Here is a 17538-nt window from a genome sequence, read left to right as displayed (position 1 = left end):
CGTGGTCAAACGTATGTTCGATCCCCCATGCGGGGGATCGGGCCGGGACGAAAGGGGGAGGGATGGCCCGGGGTTTCCGGCGAGATTCCTCGTATGGCTACTTCTCTGCGGTCCCCGGCGTCGCGGACGCGCTTCGTGCCGCTCGCCCTCGCCTGGATCGCCGCGTACGCGGTGGTGCGCCTGGTGTGGCAGGTCTCCGGGGCGCCGTCGGACATGTCGGCGACCGGCGGGGATCTCGTCGTGTTCTCCGGGTGGTGGGGGTGCGGGCTGTGCGCGGCGGCGTTCGGCGTGGTGGTGGCGCTCGCGCGGCTGCGGGGACGCGTCGTCGTGGCGGCGGGGTGGGCGGTGGCGGCGGCGCTGCTGGCGGCGTCCGCGCTGCTCCTGCTCGACGTCGTCGCGGCGATCCTGCCGGGACTCGGGATCGAGTTCCGTCCGGTGGGCGCGTTGAGCCGTGCCGTCTGCGCCGGGGCCGGGCTGCTCGTCGGGCGGGTGACGCTGGAACGCGCGCGCCGGCGGCCGGCGGGCGCCCTCGCGCGCACCCCGGGCCGGGCCTACGCGGCGGCGTACCTCGCGGTGGCGGGCTGCCTGACGCGGATCGGCGCGCAGGCGTGGGTCGGTCTCGACGCGACGCCGCTCCCGTCGAACACCTCGGTGATCGTGTTCGAGGCCGGGTTCCTGCTCGGCGGCCTGCTGCTGCCGCTGTCCCTGGTGCACCGGTGGGGGCGGGTGTGGCCGCGCTGGGTGCCGTTCGCGGCGGGACGTCCGGTTCCGCGCCGGTTGCCGCTGTGGCCCGCGACGGCGGTGTCCGCCGGACTCGTCGTCTACTTCGGGCTCATGACGCTGCTGATGATCTGGGAGCGCCTCAACGGCCGCGACCCGTTCCCGCCCGAGGGCGGCCTCGACCTTCCCGAGGCGTTCTTCTGGATCTCCGTCCCCGCCTACCTCGTGTGGGGCCTCGGCCTGGCCGTGGCCGCCCGCGCCTACGCTCGCCGCACCCGTGTTCAGGTTTCGGCGCAGGAGGGGGCGGGTGCTTCGCGGGCCAAGGGGAGGCCGCGGGGAACGGTGTAGAGGGCGTGCAGGACGACGGGGCGCGGGCCGAGGTTGCGGCCTTCGTGCGGGTGGGCGGCGCCGCTCGGCTCCTCGACGACGGTGCCGCGCGGGTGGGTCAGCGTGGTGCAGTCGGCGAGGGTGCGGGTGAGGGTGCCCTCCTTCACGAGGGCCGTCAGCGTTCCGTCGTGGTAGTGCCAGCCGGTGCTGCCGCCGGGCTCGATGACGATCTCGCGCAGGACGAGGTCGCGGCTCCCGATCGTCGTCCGCGCGAGGGTCCGCGCGGTGACACCGGTCGAACCGGCGTACGCGCCGGTGGGACCGGCGGTCAACGTCACCCCGAAGGCCGTGGCGAAGACGGCCCAGCTCAGCAGCCGCAGCATGGATGCCTCCTCCCGTCACGCCCTCCCTACCCATCCTCTTGATCAAGCCCGGCCACGTGACCGCACCTGGCCGCATTCGACCGGCGGAGGCACCGCGAGAACGTGACGCCCGGGGCGAAGGTCTTCGGCGTGGCCCGGTCCCGGCGGGGCCGCCCTGGACCGTCGTATGAACGGCCCCGCCGGGTTCCGTCAGGCTTCTTCGGTGGTTTCGTAGTAGAAGGGGCAGGGGTCGTCTCGGAGGTGGACGGGACGGTGGCCGCGCTGTTGGGCGTCGAATTCGTAGCGGGTTCGCCAGCCCTTCTCGCCCTCGTCGACGGCGATGCCCTGCCACGGGAAGACCTTGCTCGCGCGATTGACGAGATGCGGGGACCACTGGCCCGGCTTGGGGTGCACGGTGGCGCGGATCGCGCGCGGGAAGGCGTCGTTCAGGACATTGGCCTCGCGCATCGTGTAAAGCAGCAGGACGAACTGGTACGCCGCCTCTTCGGTGCGGCCCAGAATGCTGGAGCGCACCCGGCGCAGATTGTCCAGGGCCTTGTCGTCCTCGGGGCCGATGAGAATGTCGTCCAGCGCGATGCGCAGCAGATCGTGGGTGATTCCCTGGGAGAGGTTGATGTTCGCGGCGGCGCTGCTCAGAATGCTGGCGCGCCGCAGGTCGTCGGTGTTGTCCTTCCACCAGCGCCGCAGCGCCGGGTCGAGTGAGGTGCGGACGGTCTCGAACTCGGGCATGCGCGCGTCGATGAGGTCCTGGAGGTCGGTGATGGCGAGCGCGTCACCGTACCCCATCGCGTCGATCATCTCGCGGCAGCGGTCGCGGTACAGCCGGGCCTCGGCCTGGGTGACGCCGAACAGGGGCCCGTAGGCGACGCCGTCGGAGACGAGGTGGAACCGGGCGCCGGGCGGGTGGACCGACGCGATGACCTGCGCGATCTCGTACATGCGCGACAGGCAGAGAATCTCGGCCATGTCGGGTTCGCGGCGCGCGACCTTGAACGGGTTCGCGAGCTTGAACGGGAACGCCGGAAGGACGAACTCCAGCGGCGTTCCGGCGTCGATGTGCGGCTGCATGACGGCCGCGAACGCCTCGCGGCTGTCGTCGACGCGGGACTGCTTGCGCGTTCCGGCCCGGTAGTGATTGGCGTGCATCATCAGGAACACCTTCTCGAAGGTGCCCTCGGCGCGGTCCACCTTGGTGCGCATCCGCTCGACGAAGTCGTCCGCCGCCGCGAGCGCGGCGGCGCGGTATCCGGCGTAGTCGGGCTTTTCGATGATGCGCGGTTCCATCGGGTCTTCGTAGTCGTCGCTCGCCACGAAGTCCGACCGTTCCAGGACGGTCGGGCTCATATAGATGAAGTCCGGATTCACCCGCTCCGGTGCCCGGTAGGAAGTGTCCTCGGTCGCGGTGAGAGGATCGATGAAGGTTTCGGCCACGGCCGGATTCTCCTTTACGCGCGAACCCCAAGTCGTGGCCGCCGTCCGCCGCCACAACACCTGACATCGGTCACGACCGGTACCCCATGCCAACCGATTAAGCCTCTATTGCGAAAAATGCTCGCAGACCTGCGCGGTCGCGGAGATCGCCGCCCATCGCCTGCGGCCGGTATCAAACCAGTAACACGAGTCAAAACTCTTGGCAAAATCTGCGACGACGGTCGGGGGTAACGACATTGGACGGTTCCACAACCGAATCGGAGGAACCTCAGTGGACCTCACCATGACTTCGGAGGGCGCCCGTTCAATAATCGGCGATGCCTGCGTGGAACCGTCGCGCAGCTACCCGGAGGAGCTCCCATGTCCCGACGCCTTCGCCGCACCGCACTCGTCCTCGCTCCGCTCGCCGTCGCGGGCGCCGTCGCCACCGCCCCGGCCGCCGGCGCCGCCCCCGTGCCGTGGGCGCAGGCCGGCCCGCACAAGGTCAAGGTGGACGACGCCCCGAACCACCGCCTCTACCGCCCGGCCGACCTGGGCAACGGCCGCACGAAGTTCCCCGTGGTGATCTGGGGGAACGGGACGGGGGCGCGGCCGGCCGCCTACGACGGGCTGCTGCGGCACTGGGCCGGACACGGGTTCATCGTCGCCGCCGCCAAGACCACGGCGGCCAACGACGGCGCCGAGATGCGCGAGGGCCTGGACGTGCTCGCCACCCGCAACTCCACGGCGTCCAGCCCGTACCACCAGAAGGTGGACCTCGGACGCGTCGTCTCGGCCGGACACTCGCAGGGCGGCGCGGGCTCGCTCAACGCCGCGTCCGACGCGCGGGTCGACGCCGTCCTGCCCATCCAGCCGGGCCCGCTCGCCAACCCGGGGGCGGTCACCAAGCCGACCCTCTACCTGGCCGGTCAGAACGACAAGGTCGTCCAGCCGGGCTGGGTGCGCGGTGACTACAACGCCTCGTCCAACCGGCCCGCCGCCTACGGCGAGCTGCGGGGCGCCGACCACCTCGCGCCCACCGGCAACGGCGGCCCGTTCCGGGGTATCTCCACCGCTTGGCTGTACTTCGTCCTCCGCGGCGACGCGGGCGCCCGCGCCATGTTCGGCGGGCCGTCGTGCGGCTACTGCACCGACACCGCGCTGCTGTCGGCATGGCAGCGCAACGCGAAGTTCGTGACGTTCGCGGGGTAGCACTCCGCAGCGAAAGGGGCGTTCTCTCCTTCCGGGAGAACGCCCCTTTCCGGCCGGTCAGGCCGAGCAGTACTGGGCCTGCTTGCCGATGGCCCGGTAGGGGCAGTCGGCGTACTCGGTCATCCTGAGCAGGGAGTCGCGGACACCCGCGACCAGGGCGTCGATGCGGGACGGCGCCGGATAGAAGCCGCCGCCGCCGAGCTCGAACGTGAACGAGAAGATGCGCTGGTCACCCCACGTCCAGTCGTCGGTCGTGCCGTCGGTGATGTACAGGTCGCTGGCCTGCTGGGGCGTGAACCCGTTGCTCGCCGCGAGCTGCCGCCCGATGGTCCGGTGCGTGGCCTCCTCGTCGGCCGACAGCGCGCCCGGGACGGTGTCGCTGTAGGTGTAGCCGAACGGCCACAGCACCAGGTTCCCGTAGGAGTGGATGTCCAGGAACACCTTGATCTGCTGGCGTCCGCCGACGACGCGGCTCCGCACGAAGTTCGTCAGCACCCTGGTCTCGGGCGCGGACTCGGCGCTGGGGCCGCGGTAGGTCTCGCTGCCGCTGTTGCCGGACGAGCCGCCGCAGCAGCCCCACCGGTAGGGGAAGTTGCGGTTCAGGTCGACGGCGGCGGGCTGCCGGTTCTTGCGCCACATCCGGCCCGGCTGGGTGTCGGACGTCATGTCGTACACCTGGCCGTCGGGGTTGACCATCGGGAAGATCCAGATCTCCCGCGTGTTGACCAGGTCCCTGATCCGGGTGTTCCCGGCGTAGCCCTGCGTCAGGGTGGCGATGAGGTCGAGCGCCGTCTCGGCGGTGAGGCGTTCGCGGGCGTGGATGTTGGCGATGTAGAGCGCCTCGGGCTCGTTCTCGTCGGTCGCCACGTTGTCGCTGATCTTCACGCCGACGATGTCGCGGCCCTGGTACGACTGGCCGATGACGACCTTCCGCGCGATCTGCGGATAGGCCGCGACGGTGGCGTTCAGCGACGCCTGCATCTCGGCGAACGTGTGGTACGACGTCGCCGCCGCCGTCGCGGACGGCTTCGGCGCCGCCAGCACCGTGACGGTGTGGCCGAGCTTCCTGATCGCCGCGATCTCGGACGGGATGGCGCTGACCTCCAGCGTCCCGTCCGGGCGCACGGCGTCGATCGCCGCGCCGGTGCGGGCGACGGCGGTGCGCTGCCCCGCCGTCGCGGGGCCGCTGACCAGGTACTGCTTCGCGGCGGTGCCCGGCGCGGCGGCCCGCGCCGGAGCCGTGACCGTGAGGGCGAGCAGGACGGGGAGGAGTAGCGCCAGAACGACGCCGAGCGGTCTTGAGGGCTTCACCATGGGCGGGGTCACCTACCGTTCGCGAGGTGTGCGAGCTGCCGCAACCATGACGCCTCCGGAGAAACCCGGCAATAACCGTCAAAATGGCCTTCAAGCCGCTATTCGAACACCCCGCCCGCAGGTGGACGGCCCTTTCCCCGCCGCGCCGTCCATCGCGGCCCGCCCCGCCACTGAAATTTCACCGGCCGGAGAACGATGACGGACCCCGTCAGGTGAGCGTGCCGAGATAGGCGTCGGAGACGGTGTCGTCGGTGAGCAGCTCGGAGACGGGGCCCGCGCCGGTGACGCGGCCGTGGGCGAGGATGTGGGCCGTCGAGCACAGCCGCCGGACGAGGCCCACGTTCTGCTCGACGAGGAGCAGCGCGGTGCCGTCGGCGGTGATCTCGGCGAGCAGGCCGGCGATCTCCTGGACGGCGACGGGGGACAGGCCGCTGGACGGTTCGTCGAGCAGCAGCAGCCGAGGTTCGGACATCAGCGCGCGGGCGATCGCGACGGCCTGCTGCTGGCCGCCGCTGAGCCGCCCGGCCGGTTCGTCCGCGCGCTCGCGCATCCACCCGAACCGCTCGTAGGTGCGCGCCAGCCGCTCCCGGCGGACGGCGCGGCCGTGCCCGTACGCGCCGAGCAGCAGGTTGTCCGCGATCGACATGTTCGGGAACAGCCGCCGGTTCTGCGGGCACAGCGCGATGCCCGCCCGCACGAGGGCCCCGGTGTCGTGGCCGGTGACGTCGCGGCCGTCCAGGACGACCGTGCCGGTCCGGCGCGGGACGCGGTGCAGGATGCCGAGCAGGGTCGTCGTCTTGCCCGCGCCGTTGGCGCCGAGGATGCCGGTGACGGTACCGGGCGCGGCGGTCAGCGCGACGTCGCGGACGGCGACGGTCGCGCCGAACGCGATGGTGAGGCCGGAGACGGTGAGCATGGTCAGGTCTCTCCCAGGTAGGAGGCGATGACCGCCTCGTCGGCGCGGATCTGCGCCGGGGTGCCGGTCGCCAGGACGGTCCCGGACGCCATGACGAGCACGCTGTCGGCCAGCGGCATGAGGAAGTGCATGTTGTGGTCCACGACGACGACGGCGACGCCGAGGTCGTCGGCGACGTCCCGCACCGCCCGCGCCAGCGCGGCGGACTCGGCGGTGTCCATGCCGACGGCGGGTTCGTCCAGCAGCAGCACGCGCGGTCCGGTCGCGAGCGCCAGCGCGATCATCGCGAGCCGCTGCGCCGCGCTGGTCAGCGACGTGCACGGCCGGTCGAGCAGCCCGTCCAGCGCCAGCAGCGCGGCGATCCGCTCGTCGGAGGCGACGTCCGCCGGACGGCGGTTCTCCCGGCGGGCCAGCCGCAGCGCCTCGCGCAGCGTCCAGCCGCCGAACAGCCGGGTCGTCTGGAAGGTGCGGGCGATCCCGGCGTGGACGGCGCGGTGCGCGCCGCGCCCCGAGCAGACCCGTCCGTCGAGCGTGACGGTGCCCGACGTGGGGTCGTGGGTTCCGGCGAGGATGCCGAGCAGGGTCGTCTTGCCCGAGCCGTTGGGGCCGATGAGGCCGAGGACGTCGCCGGCGCCGAGGGTGAACGACACCCCGTCCACGGCGGCGAGCCCGCCGTAGCGCTTGACGACGCGGTCGACGGTCAGCAGAGCCGTCACGAGGCGGCCTCCTTCACACGGACGGGGGTGGAACGTTCCGTCTCGGCCGCCGGGGGAGTGCGGCGCAGCCGCCGCGCGAGCTGCGCCAGACCGCCCAGGACGCCGCCGGGGACCAGCAGCGTGACCAGGATGAACAGCACGCCGAGCACGATCTGGCTGACGCCGGGCCCGAGCTTGATGAGCTGGGTGAACCCGATGACGATCGCGCTCCCGACGAGCGGCGCGAGCAGCCGTCCCGCGCCGCCGAGCCCGATCGCGACGAGCATGAGGAAGCTCTGCACGAACGTGAACTGCGACGGCGCGATCACGCCGTTGTACTGCGCGAACAGCACTCCGGCCCAGGCGCCGAACCCCGACGAGAGCACCATCGCGACGAGCTTCACGCGCGCGGTGGGCACGCCGACGTGCCGCGCCAGGTCCTCGTCCTCGCGGATCGCCCGCAGCCGGTCCCCGAAACGGGTCCGGGCGAGGACGTAGAACGCGCCGAGGCCGAGCCCGACGGACGCGGCGAGCAGCACGAGCGTCGCCGTCATCGAGAACCCGAGGTCGACGGGCTTGCCGTTGGGGCCGCCGGTGAAGCCGGTGGCGTTGGTGAGCACGAGGTACACGACCGCCGTGCAGAACATCGTGCCGATGGCGAAGTACTGGCCGCGCGTCCGGCTGAACACCAGCGCGACGACGAGCCCGCCGAGCATCGTCAGCCCGACGGCGAGCGCGGCGCCGAGCGCCATCGGCCAGCCGCGCTCCAGGAAGTACGCCGACAGGTAGGCGCCTCCGGCGAAGAACGCCACGTGGGCGAGGCTGGGGTAGCCGCCCAACCCCATGATCAGGTTGAGGCCGGTGAGCGCGATCGTCCACACGACGACGAGCAGGACGACCTGCCCCCGGTCCCCCTGGACCCCGGCCAGCAGCAGGTAGGCGACGACGCTGAGCGCGACGAGTCCCGCCGCGACCGCGCCGTGCCGCACGAGCGGAGAGGCGCGCATGATCAGGCCACCCTTCGGGCGTTGGTGCTGCGCAGGCCGTCGGGGCGCAGCACGAGGATGAGGACGAGCACCAGGAGCCCGAAGGCGCTCTGGTAGGCGGAGCTGACGTAGGCGGCGCCGAACCCCTGGACGATCCCGAGCAGCAGCCCGCCCGTGACCGCGCCCCACACGCTGCCGAGCCCGCCGAGGACCACGACGACGAAGGCGCTGAGCAGGACCTCGTCGGCCATGTAGGGCGAGATCTGGAAGGTGGGCGCGTAGGCGATCGCGGCGACGCCGCCGAGCAGCCCGGCGATGAGGAACGCGAGCATGTACTGCCGCCGCATCGGGATGCCGAGCATCCCGGCCGCCTCCCGGTCCTGGGCGACGGCCCGCATCGCGCGGCCGAGCGACGTGCGCGTCAGCAGCAGGTGCAGCGCGCCGAGCGACGCGACGGCGAGCACGATGAGCGCCGCCTTGACGCCCGGCAGCGTGACGCCGCCGAACCGCAGCAGCACGGTGTCGTAGGGGGTGTCGAGCGAGCGGCCCGCGCCGCCGTACAGCCGCAGCGCGACGTTCTGCAGGATGAGCAGCAGCCCGAGCGCGACGGCGGGCGCGGCGGCGGGCCGCTCGATGATCCACCGGTAGGCGAGCACCTCGGTGAGCACCGAGACGGCGCCGCCGCAGGCGATGCCCGCGAGCGCGGCGAGGACGAACGGCGCCCCGGCCTGGCTGACCGACCACGTCGTGTAGGCGGCGAGCACGATGATGCCCGCGTGGGCGAAGTTGGGGACCTCCATCACCCCGTAGACCAGGGTGAGGCCGACCGCGACGACCGCGAACAGGCAGCCGAGGAAGATCCCGTCGACGAGGACCTGGGTCACGAGCAGGGGTCCTTCTTGATCTTCGGGTCGACGACGGCGCCGTCGCGGACGTCGAACGTCATCGCGCTGGCGAGCGTCTGCCGGGCGTCGCACCAGGTGGTGACCTCCGAGGCGGTGCGCGCCATCCGCTCGGTGAACAGCGCGTCGCCGGGGCCGGGAATCCAGCCGCTCACGGTGCCCTGCGGCACGGTGATCTCGCCGAGCGCCTTCTGGATCTTCGCCGGGTCGTCGACGGTGCCCGCCTTGGTCATCGCGGCGGCCACGATGAACGGGAAGTCGTGCGCCCACATCGTCAGGTCCTGCGGGTACTCGTTGTAGCGGGCCTGGTAGGCGTCGGCGAACGCCTTGGCGGCCGGGTTCTCCGAGGTGGTGGGCAGCGTGCCCGCGCAGTCGTGGTTGTCCTTCATGATCGAGTTGAACTGGCCGCCGAGGATGTCCTTGGCCTGGTTGGGGTTGATGCCCGCACTGTGGATGACCGGCCCGGTGTAGCCCGACTGGCGGAGCTGCTTGAGGACGGGCAGGATCACTGCGGTCACGCTGGAGAGGTAGACGGCGTCGGGCTCGGCCGCGACGGCGCCCCGGATGGCGTTGCTGTAGTCGGTCGCGCCGACGGGGAACTGGGTGCTGGCGGCGACGTCGATGCCCTCGGCCCGCGCCGACTGCGTGACGAGCTGGGTGAGGCCCTCGCCGTACGCCTCGCCCTTGGCGGTGATGATCGAGATGCTCTTGGTACCGAGTTCCCGCTTGGCGTAGTGGAGACAGCCCGGAACATAGGTGGGGGAGTCGCCGCGGACGCGCCAGAACTGCGGGCTGAGCCGGAGGATGCTGGGGTGCACCGAGTCGATCAGGTTCAGCATCGGCACGGGGTTGCGCTTGAGCTGGGGGACGTAGGTGTCCGAGCCGAGGCCGTAGGCGACCACCGGGAGCTTCTTGGCCTGGGTGAGTTCGCGGAGCTGCGTCACGCCGGTCGTGGCGGCGTCGGACTTGTCGTCGGCGTACTCGATCTCCAGCGTGCGCTTGCGCCCGTCCACGACGAAGCCCTGCTTGTTGAGGTTCTCGACGCCCATCCGCAGGGCCTTCTGCTGCGGGGCGCCGAGCGTGGAGTAGATGCCCGACATGGACAGGATCGCGCCGACCGTGACGGTTCCGTCGTCGGCGGCGCCGGAGCCGCCGCCGCAGCCGGCGACGGGGAGGAGGAGGACCGTGCCGGCGAGCATCGCCGCTGTTCTGGACCGCATGGGGTGGGTTCCTCTGCTCTGGGGGTGAGGTGGCGCACACTCTAAGCCGACGAAGCCCTTACTTACAAGAAAAACGTTCGATAATGTCGAACGACATCACTGAGGAGGTGGGATGGCGGGTTCAATCCAGTCCCTGGAGCGGGCGGCGGCGATACTGCGCCTGCTCGCGGGCGGTGAACGGACGCTGGCCCTGTCGGACGTGGCCCTCACGCTCGGCCTGGCCAAGGGCACCGCGCACGGCATCCTGCGCACGCTCCAGCAGGAGGGATTCGTCGAGCAGGACCCCGTCACCGGCCGCTACCGGCTCGGCGCCGAACTGCTCCGGCTGGGCAACGGCTACCTGGACGTCAACGAGCTGCGCGCCCGCTCGCTGATGTGGGCCGACGACCTGGCGCGCGTCACCGGCGAGAGCGTCCGCATCGGCGTCCTCCACCAGGGCGGCGTGCTGGTCATCCACCACGTGTTCCGCCCGGACGAGAGCCGGCAGGTGCTGGAGGTCGGCTCGATGCTGCCGCTGCACGCGACCGCGTGGGGCAAGGTGCTGCTGGCCTTCGACCCGGTCGCGCCCGGTGAGCTGGACGACGGGCTGAAGCCCTGCACCCCCGCGACGCTGACCGCCCGCGCCGACCTGGACGCCGAGTGCGCGCGCATCCGCGCGGCGGGCTGGGCGGGCGAGCGCGAGGAGGCCGTGGAAGGGGTCGCGGCGCTGGCCGCCCCGATCCGCGGCCATCGCGGCGCCCCGCTGGGCGCGGTCGGGATCGGCGGCGCGATCGAGCGCCTGACCTCGGACGGAGCGTTCCCCGGCACGCTGGTCGCGGCGGTGCGCGACACCGCGCGGGCGATCAGCCGGGATCTCGGTGCCGGAATCTACTGATGACCGTTGTTCGACATTGTCGAATGAGCTACTGTGCTCCACACCACCCCGTCTCTGAACCGGAGGGGCCGTATGGCGGACCGCTTCGTCGCCGCGATCGACCAGGGCACGACGTCGAGCCGGTGCATCGTCTTCGACGGCGCCAGCCACGTGCTCGCCGTCGACCAGCGCGAACACCGGCAGATCTTCCCCCGCCCCGGCTGGGTCGAGCATGACGCCACCGAGATCTGGGCCCGCGTCCAGGAGGTGACGGCGGGCGCGCTGCGCAAGGCCGGGCTCGCCCCCTCCGATCTGGCCGCCGTCGGCATTACCAACCAGCGCGAGACGACCGTGCTGTGGGACCGCGCGACCGGACGTCCCGTCCACCACGCCCTCGTGTGGCAGGACACCCGGACCGAGGCGCTGTGCGCGGAACTGGCGGGCGGCCACGGCCGCGACCGGTTCGCCGCGACCACCGGCCTGCCGCTGGCGTCGTACTTCTCCGGACCCAAGATCCGCTGGCTGCTCGACCACGTCCCCGGCGCCCGCGAGCGCGCCGAGCGCGGCGAGCTGCTGTTCGGCACGATGGACACCTGGGTCATCTGGAACCTGACGGGCGGCGCGGTCCACGTCACCGACGTCACCAACGCCGGCCGAACGATGCTGATGGACCTGCGCACGCTCGACTGGGACGACGGCATCCTCGCGGCGTTCGGCATCCCGCGCTCGCTGCTGCCCGAGATCCGCTCGTCGGCGGAGGTGTACGGGCACGCGCGCGGCGTGCTGGAGGGCGTCCCGATCGCGGCGGCGCTCGGTGACCAGCAGGCGGCGCTGTTCGGGCAGACGTGCTTCTCGGTCGGCGACGCCAAGTCCACCTACGGCACCGGCAGCTTCCTGCTGCTCAACACCGGGGAGGAACCCGTCCGTTCCCGGCACGGGCTCCTCACCACCGTCGGCTACCGGCTCGGGTCGGACGCACCCGTCTACGCGCTGGAGGGCTCGATCGCCAACACCGGGTCGCTGACGCAGTGGCTCCGCGACAAGATCGGGCTGATCTCCACGGCCGCCGAGATCGAGACGCTGGCGCTGAGCGTCCGCGACAACGGCGGCCTCTACCTCGTCCCCGCGTTCTCCGGCCTGTTCGCACCGCACTGGCGGCCGGACGCGCGCGGCGTCATCGTCGGGCTCACGGGCTTCGCCGGAAAGGGGCATCTGGCGCGCTGCGTCCTGGAGGCGACGGCGTTCCAGACCCGCGACGTGGTGGACGCCATGGTGCTCGACTCGGGAGTCGAGCTGAAGGCGCTGCGGGTGGACGGCGGTATGACCGCCAACCACCTGCTCATGCAGACCATCGCCGACATGCTCGACGTCCCGGTGATGCGGCCGTTCGTCTCGGAGACGACGTGCCTGGGCGCCGCGCACGCGGCCGGGCTGGTCGCGGGGGTCTGGCCCGACCTCGACGCGCTGCGCGCCGAGTGGCGGCGCGCGGCCGAGTGGACGCCCCGCATCGAGGACGGCACCCGCGACCGGATGCTCCGCAAGTACCGCAAGGCGGTCGAACTGGCCAAGGGCTGGATCGACGAGGACGACGAGATCGAGGTCGAACCCGCGTGAACACACTCCTGCACAGCCCCGGCCGCGCCGAGGTCCGCGACGAACTCGGCCGCGGCACGTTCGACCTGCTGGTCATCGGCGGCGGCATCGTCGGCATCGCGGCGGCGTGGACGGCGGCGCAGGCCGGGCTGCGGGTCGCCCTCGTCGACGCGGGCGACTTCGCCGGGGCGACGTCGAGCGCGTCCACCAAGCTCGTGCACGGCGGCCTGCGCTACCTCCAGACCGGCAACGTCCGGCTCGTCGCGGAGAACCACCGCGAACGCCGCAGCCTGGCCGCGCAGGTCGCCCCGCACCTGGTCAGCCCCCGCCGGTTCCTGGTGCCGATCTACGCCGACGGCCCGCACGGCGCCGCCAAGCTCGGCGCCGGGGTCTTCCTGTACTCGGCGCTGTCGGCGTTCGGCGACGGCCTCGGCCGCGTCGTGTCCCGCGCGAACGCGCTCGACCAGGTCCCGGCGCTGCGCGCCGAGGGGCTGCGGGCGGCGGCCGTCTACACCGACCACCAGATGAACGACAGCCGCGTCGCGATCATGACGGTCCGCGCCGCCGTCGCCGCCGGCGCCACCGTCCTCAACCACGCCGCCGTCCGGGGGCTGCGCCGCTCCGGCGGCCGGATCGTCGGCGCGGACCTGCGGGACGCGCTGGACGGCACCGAGTTCGGCGTCACCGCGCGGCTCGTCCTCAACGCGACCGGGCCGTGGCTGGACCGGCTGCGCACGATGGAGGACCCGTCGTCCGGCCCCAGCATCCGGCTGTCCAAGGGCGCGCACCTGGTGGTGCGGCAGCAGGAGCCGTGGCGGGCCGCCGTCACCGTGCCCGTCGACCGGTACCGGGTCTCGTTCGCGATCCCGTGGGAGGACCATCTCCTGCTCGGCACCACCGACGAGCCCTACGACGGCGACCCCGCCGACGTCCGCGCCACCGACGCCGACGTCGCCCAGATCCTCGCCGAGGCCGGGCACGCCCTCGACGGCCTGCGCCGCGAGGACGTCGCCTACGCCTTCGCCGGGCTGCGCGTCCTGCCGGGCGGCCCCGGCGACGTCGCCACCGCCAAGCGCGAGACCGTCATCACCGAGGGGCGGGGCGGGATGCTGTCCATCGCGGGCGGCAAGTGGACCACCTACCGGCACATCGGCCGGATCGTCCTGGAACGTCTCGGCGTCGGCGCCGACGTCCTCAAGACCGTCCCGCTGCCCGGCCTGGCGACCCCCGCGGCGGTCGCGCACCGGCTCGTCGCGGCGCCGATGGAACCGTCCGTCGCCGCGCACCTGGCGACCCACTACGGCACCCTCGCCTTCGACCTGGCCGACCTGGTGCGGCGCGACCCGGCGCTCGGCGCCCCCGTGCACCCCGACGGACCCGACATCTGGGCCCAGGTCGTCTACGCCCGCGACCGCGAGTGGGCCGCCACCCCCGACGACATCCTGCGCCGCCGCACCACCCTGACCCTGCGCGGCCTCGACACCCCCGAGATCCGCGCGCGGGTCGCCGACCTGCTGGAGGAGCCCCCGCATGTTCACCTTCCCTAGTACCGACGGGCTCGACGTCCACGTGCACAGTTGGGAGCCGGTCGCGCCGCCGCGGGGGATCGTCCAGCTCGCCCACGGCATGGGCGAGCACGCCGCCCGGTACGCCCGGTTCGCCGAGCGTCTCGTCTCGCTCGGCTACGCCGTCCACGCCGCTGACCATCGCGGGCACGGGCTGACGATGAAGGGTGAGCCGGGGCGTCTCGGCGACGACGGGTGGAACCTTCTCGTCGACGACATGGTGCGTCTCACGGGGCTCGCGCGGGAGCGGCATCCCGGCGTCCCGCTCGTCCTGTTCGGGCACAGCATGGGCTCGTTCGCCGCGCAGCAGTACGTCCTGTCGCACGGCGACCTGATCGACGGACTCGTCCTGTCGGGCACGACGGCCCTGGACGGCCTGGTGGACGCCATTCGCGCCGCAGGCGGCCGGCTGACCTCGTACAACGCCCCGTTCGAGCCGGCCCGCACCGACTTCGACTGGCTCAGCCGCGACGAGTCCGAGGTGGACGCCTACCTCGCCGACCCGCTCTGCGGCTTCTCCCTGGACGAGCCCGGCATGGAGGCGATGTACGCCGCGGCGGCGGCCATGACGGACCCCGCGACGGTCCCCCCGGCCCTCCCCGTCTACGTCATGGTCGGAGACCGCGACCCCCTGAACGCCGACCTGGCCCTCTCGGACCTCCTGGTCCGCCGCTACCGCACCGCGGGCCTGACCGACCTCACCTACCGCGTCTACCCGAACGCCCGCCACGAACTCCTCAACGAAACCAACCGCGAAGAGGTCCAAAACGACCTCATAGCCTGGATAACCCGAGTCCTAGGCTGACCCACCCTCACAACGACCTCGATCCCGAAAACCCACCCCGAAGAACCAGCAAAAAAAAGAAGACCGGCGCACAGCGCCGGTCTTTCTGGTACCCCCTACCGGGTACACAACAGATCCGCGCACGCCCCGGTGCCGTGCTCACGGTCGCGTCGCGGTTCGCCATCGGCTGATGCGGGGGTGCGGCGGTGGGCAACCTACCGCCCTGTTCGCAGGCGGTGAACGGCCCGGGTACGCCTCGTTCATCCCGAGGCGGTCCCGGGCCTCGGCCTGCGCGCTAGGGATTCCGTTTTGCGGCGTGCGAACCGACGTGTCCGTAGCGAGGTCCTTATTTCTCCTCTACGACCTTGAGGAGTTGCGCGGCGAGATGGGCGTTGCCGGCCGCGATGAAGGTCTGGCGGCGGTCCATGGCCTCGGTGATGTCGGTGAGGGTGTGGAGGCCGTGATCGAGTGGCAGTGCGTGACCGGTTAGGTCGATTACGGTGCCGCCTGCGGCGTGGAGGATGTAGTGGCCGGGGGCAAGGTCCCAGATGGCGAAGCCCTTGGCGAACTCGATGGTGCTCTCGGTGAAGCGGGCGGCGACGTGGCAGAGGCAGACGGAGCCGAAGTCGACGCCGATGCGGCCCCGGCTGGCGCCGTCGGGGGAGTGGGCGGCGAGGGCGTCGAGGAGCTGGTGCTGGTCGGCCAGTTCGCGGAAGCGCGGGGGCTTCATGAGGAAGTTGGTGACCAGCGCCTCGGGCAGGGCGGCCGTCGGTGAGGCGGTCAGGGGATGGATCGTTCCGTCTGCGGTGATGAGGTGGGCGTGGTCCTCGCCGTCGTCGTTGCGGGCGGCGACGTAGAGCTGGACGTGGTGGAAGATGTCGCCGACCACGGCCGCGATGGGGCGGCGCAGCGAACGGGAGTAGACCATGACGTGCGTATAGCCGTGCAGGGCGCGGACGGCGAGCTCGCTGGTGTCGAGGGGATCGACGAGCACGCACAGGTCGGGGTCGGGGTGGTCTCCGATGATCTGCGGGTCGGCTTCTTCGGAGGCGTAGACGTAGGAAGGGATGATCTCGGTGAGGAGTTCGCGGTAGCGGTCGTGCATCCACAGGTCATGCTTTGAAAGAAAGTTGTCCGTGTGGCGGTCGTTGCGGCTCTCGGCGTGCTGCCCGGCGAGGGCTCCCTCAACGAGACGGGGGCGGATCTCGCTCATGACGGTCCTCACCAGTTCGGTGAGCTGGTTCGCCAGGGTGGGAAGCGGTTCCTGCGCAGATGCCATCGGGTGCTCCTCCTTGCTCAGCGAAGTTCGAGTGGTGGCTCGATGCCGGGTGGGCCCATCGTCGCCGCGACGAAGACGGCCGCCAGGTCGGCAGCCCGCATGATTTCTGCCCCGGTGAGGTCGTCGAAACTCGCTACCTCTAGGTCTCGGCCCTTGGTCATCGCGCCGAAGACGGCGAAGTAAATTCCGCGCCAGGGTAGCGGCTGCGGATTTCCCGCGTGATGAATCCGATGACGTCGGCCCGCTTCACCTCGAAGTCGCAGAGGACGATCGAAGGTGCGTCCGGGAGGTCAGGATAGGCGGACGCAAGATCAAGGCTGATCTTGTCGCGTGCCTTGTTGCACTTCAGGTAACCAATCGGACATCGGCCGAACTGTGCGGAGGCTAGGAAGGTAGCCATGACGAGGCCAGCCTCATTGATGCCGAAGCAGGCATCAACGTCCAGTCGTCGGCCGATGTTCTTGATCTGGTGAATGAGGCGTTCGAGCCCAGACCCGAAGGATGTCCAATTCAGATGTAGCAGTTGGCCGGGCTGCGCGTTCGGCAGCGTAGAAACCTTGATCACGGGATTGCCGTACTCGACCATGGGGACCGCCAGGTCGAACTCTTGTCCTGTGGCGGTAAGCGCGCTGCGCTGCGTTCGTGGCAGAGGAACACCGTTGATGGGGCTAGGGGCGCCATCGTCCGGCTTCGCGGCGAGGGCCGTTCTGATGTCCAGCGGGGCGCCATGGTGTTTCAGCGAGATCTGATCTTCGACCGCGAGGCGTTCATAGCCTTCGGCGACGAGGTCGCCAGGGGAGACCTGCTCATCAGCGACGCCCAAAGGGCCTTTCCCGTACGCGGCCGAGAGCACGAGCAGGCTAGGGAAGTTGGGCGGTGAACCAGCCCGGCCACGTCCGCGTGCCCACGTCTCCCACGAGTTGATCGTGGTCCCGCCGAGACTGGTCTGATGGTCGGTTGCCTCGTTGTAGCGCTGTGCCGCCTGGTCCTGGGAGAGACCGCACGCGTACCGGTGCGCTTGGAGGCTGGGGATGTCGGGATGCCGGTTCATCAGCTCGGCGGCTGCCTCCTTGACCGATCCCAACTCCTGCCATAGCTGCCGACCGGCCCGGGCCAGCTCCCGGCCTCGGGCTTGCGGGCTGGTGCTCGTCGGCTTCTGCGTGGTCATCCCGTCACCTCCGGTGTACGGGACATTACCCATTCGGATGGGTAGCGGGCGGGGCAATCGCAATAATCGCTGGTCACAGCCGCCCAGAAACCCGATCGTGCACACGCGTCCTAGCGGGTGTGGACGCTTCCCACTCCTGCGATCGTTGCTCACTCCTAGTAACAGCGTCGCCCAGCTAGCGGCGGCGTTGGCAGGGCACGCACATCGGGTT

At 71.2% G+C, this 17538-nt stretch carries 16 protein-coding genes; 6 read left to right on the top strand and 10 right to left on the bottom strand.

Annotated elements, in window-relative coordinates; genetic code table 11:
- Positions 1-93: 93 nt before the first annotated feature.
- Positions 94-1068, top strand: a complete 975-nt coding sequence (locus tag C229_RS0104035; RefSeq protein WP_155884583.1) for a hypothetical protein — start codon at positions 94-96, stop codon at positions 1066-1068.
- Here C229_RS0104035 and C229_RS0104030 read toward each other — a convergent pair.
- Both C229_RS0104030 and C229_RS0104025 read right to left on the bottom strand, forming a co-directional pair.
- Complete coding sequence (locus C229_RS0104030; RefSeq protein ID WP_018653794.1) at positions 1002-1430, bottom strand: cupin domain-containing protein; 429 nt, start codon at positions 1428-1430, stop codon at positions 1002-1004. The two genes, C229_RS0104035 and C229_RS0104030, sit on opposite strands and share 67 nt — an antisense overlap.
- Positions 1431-1619: 189 nt before the next feature.
- Entirely contained in the window at positions 1620-2861 is a 1242-nt protein-coding gene (locus tag C229_RS0104025; RefSeq protein WP_018653793.1) for an L-tyrosine/L-tryptophan isonitrile synthase family protein, read from the bottom strand.
- A 360-nt stretch (positions 2862-3221) separates the two neighbouring features.
- Between C229_RS0104025 and C229_RS0104020 the strand changes: the two genes are divergently transcribed.
- Positions 3222-4052, top strand: coding sequence for a poly(ethylene terephthalate) hydrolase family protein (locus C229_RS0104020; protein WP_018653792.1), 831 nt, complete (start codon positions 3222-3224; stop codon positions 4050-4052).
- A 57-nt stretch (positions 4053-4109) separates the two neighbouring features.
- On the opposite strand, the gene C229_RS0104015 is transcribed toward C229_RS0104020, so the two are convergent.
- The 6 genes from C229_RS0104015 to C229_RS0103990 form a co-directional block, all read right to left on the bottom strand.
- Complete coding sequence (locus tag C229_RS0104015) at positions 4110-5366, bottom strand: M14 family metallopeptidase (RefSeq protein WP_018653791.1); 1257 nt, start codon at positions 5364-5366, stop codon at positions 4110-4112.
- 208 nt (positions 5367-5574) lie between these two features.
- The gene (locus tag C229_RS0104010; protein WP_018653790.1) at positions 5575-6282 is read right to left on the bottom strand and encodes an ABC transporter ATP-binding protein; all 708 of its coding nucleotides are present in this window, start codon (positions 6280-6282) and stop codon (positions 5575-5577) included.
- 2 nt (positions 6283-6284) lie between these two features.
- Positions 6285-6998 (bottom strand): ABC transporter ATP-binding protein, encoded by a 714-nt coding sequence (locus C229_RS0104005; protein WP_018653789.1) that lies wholly within the window; start codon positions 6996-6998, stop codon positions 6285-6287.
- Positions 6995-7984: a branched-chain amino acid ABC transporter permease gene (locus C229_RS0104000; protein ID WP_018653788.1), complete on the bottom strand. Its 990-nt coding sequence runs from the start codon at positions 7982-7984 to the stop codon at positions 6995-6997. Before C229_RS0104000 ends, C229_RS0104005 begins: the two co-directional genes overlap by 4 nt.
- 2 nt (positions 7985-7986) lie before the next feature.
- Positions 7987-8847, bottom strand: coding sequence for a branched-chain amino acid ABC transporter permease (locus tag C229_RS0103995; RefSeq protein WP_018653787.1), 861 nt, complete (start codon positions 8845-8847; stop codon positions 7987-7989).
- Positions 8844-10085, bottom strand: coding sequence for an ABC transporter substrate-binding protein (locus tag C229_RS0103990; RefSeq protein WP_155884582.1), 1242 nt, complete (start codon positions 10083-10085; stop codon positions 8844-8846). The genes C229_RS0103995 and C229_RS0103990 overlap by 4 nt, the downstream gene beginning before the upstream one ends.
- A 112-nt stretch (positions 10086-10197) precedes the next feature.
- Here C229_RS0103990 and C229_RS0103985 point away from each other — a divergent pair, with 112 nt between their 5' ends.
- The 4 genes from C229_RS0103985 (at position 10198) to C229_RS0103970 (ending at position 14901) form a co-directional block, all read left to right on the top strand.
- Complete coding sequence (locus tag C229_RS0103985) at positions 10198-10959, top strand: IclR family transcriptional regulator (RefSeq protein WP_018653785.1); 762 nt, start codon at positions 10198-10200, stop codon at positions 10957-10959.
- A 72-nt stretch (positions 10960-11031) separates the two neighbouring features.
- Positions 11032-12552 carry a glycerol kinase GlpK gene (glpK, locus tag C229_RS0103980; protein WP_018653784.1) on the top strand — a complete coding sequence of 507 codons (1521 nt, stop codon included), beginning with the start codon at positions 11032-11034 and terminating at the stop codon, positions 12550-12552.
- Positions 12549-14078, top strand: a complete 1530-nt coding sequence (locus C229_RS0103975; protein ID WP_018653783.1) for a glycerol-3-phosphate dehydrogenase/oxidase — start codon at positions 12549-12551, stop codon at positions 14076-14078. The genes glpK and C229_RS0103975 overlap by 4 nt, the downstream gene beginning before the upstream one ends.
- Positions 14062-14901: an alpha/beta fold hydrolase gene (locus C229_RS0103970; protein ID WP_018653782.1), complete on the top strand. Its 840-nt coding sequence runs from the start codon at positions 14062-14064 to the stop codon at positions 14899-14901. The genes C229_RS0103975 and C229_RS0103970 overlap by 17 nt, the downstream gene beginning before the upstream one ends.
- A 325-nt stretch (positions 14902-15226) precedes the next feature.
- Here C229_RS0103970 and C229_RS0103965 read toward each other — a convergent pair whose 3' ends face one another.
- Positions 15227-16159 (bottom strand): inositol monophosphatase family protein, encoded by a 933-nt coding sequence (locus C229_RS0103965; protein WP_018653781.1) that lies wholly within the window; start codon positions 16157-16159, stop codon positions 15227-15229.
- 157 nt (positions 16160-16316) lie between these two features.
- Positions 16317-17327, bottom strand: a complete 1011-nt coding sequence (locus C229_RS0103955) for a hypothetical protein (protein ID WP_018653779.1) — start codon at positions 17325-17327, stop codon at positions 16317-16319.
- Positions 17328-17538 lie beyond the last annotated feature (211 nt).

This window comes from Actinomadura flavalba DSM 45200, from assembly GCF_000374305.1.
GTDB classification, from domain to species: domain Bacteria; phylum Actinomycetota; class Actinomycetes; order Streptosporangiales; family Streptosporangiaceae; genus Spirillospora; species Spirillospora flavalba.
The sequence above is the reverse complement of the archived record's forward strand: the minus strand, read 5'-3'. Positions and strand labels throughout refer to the sequence as shown.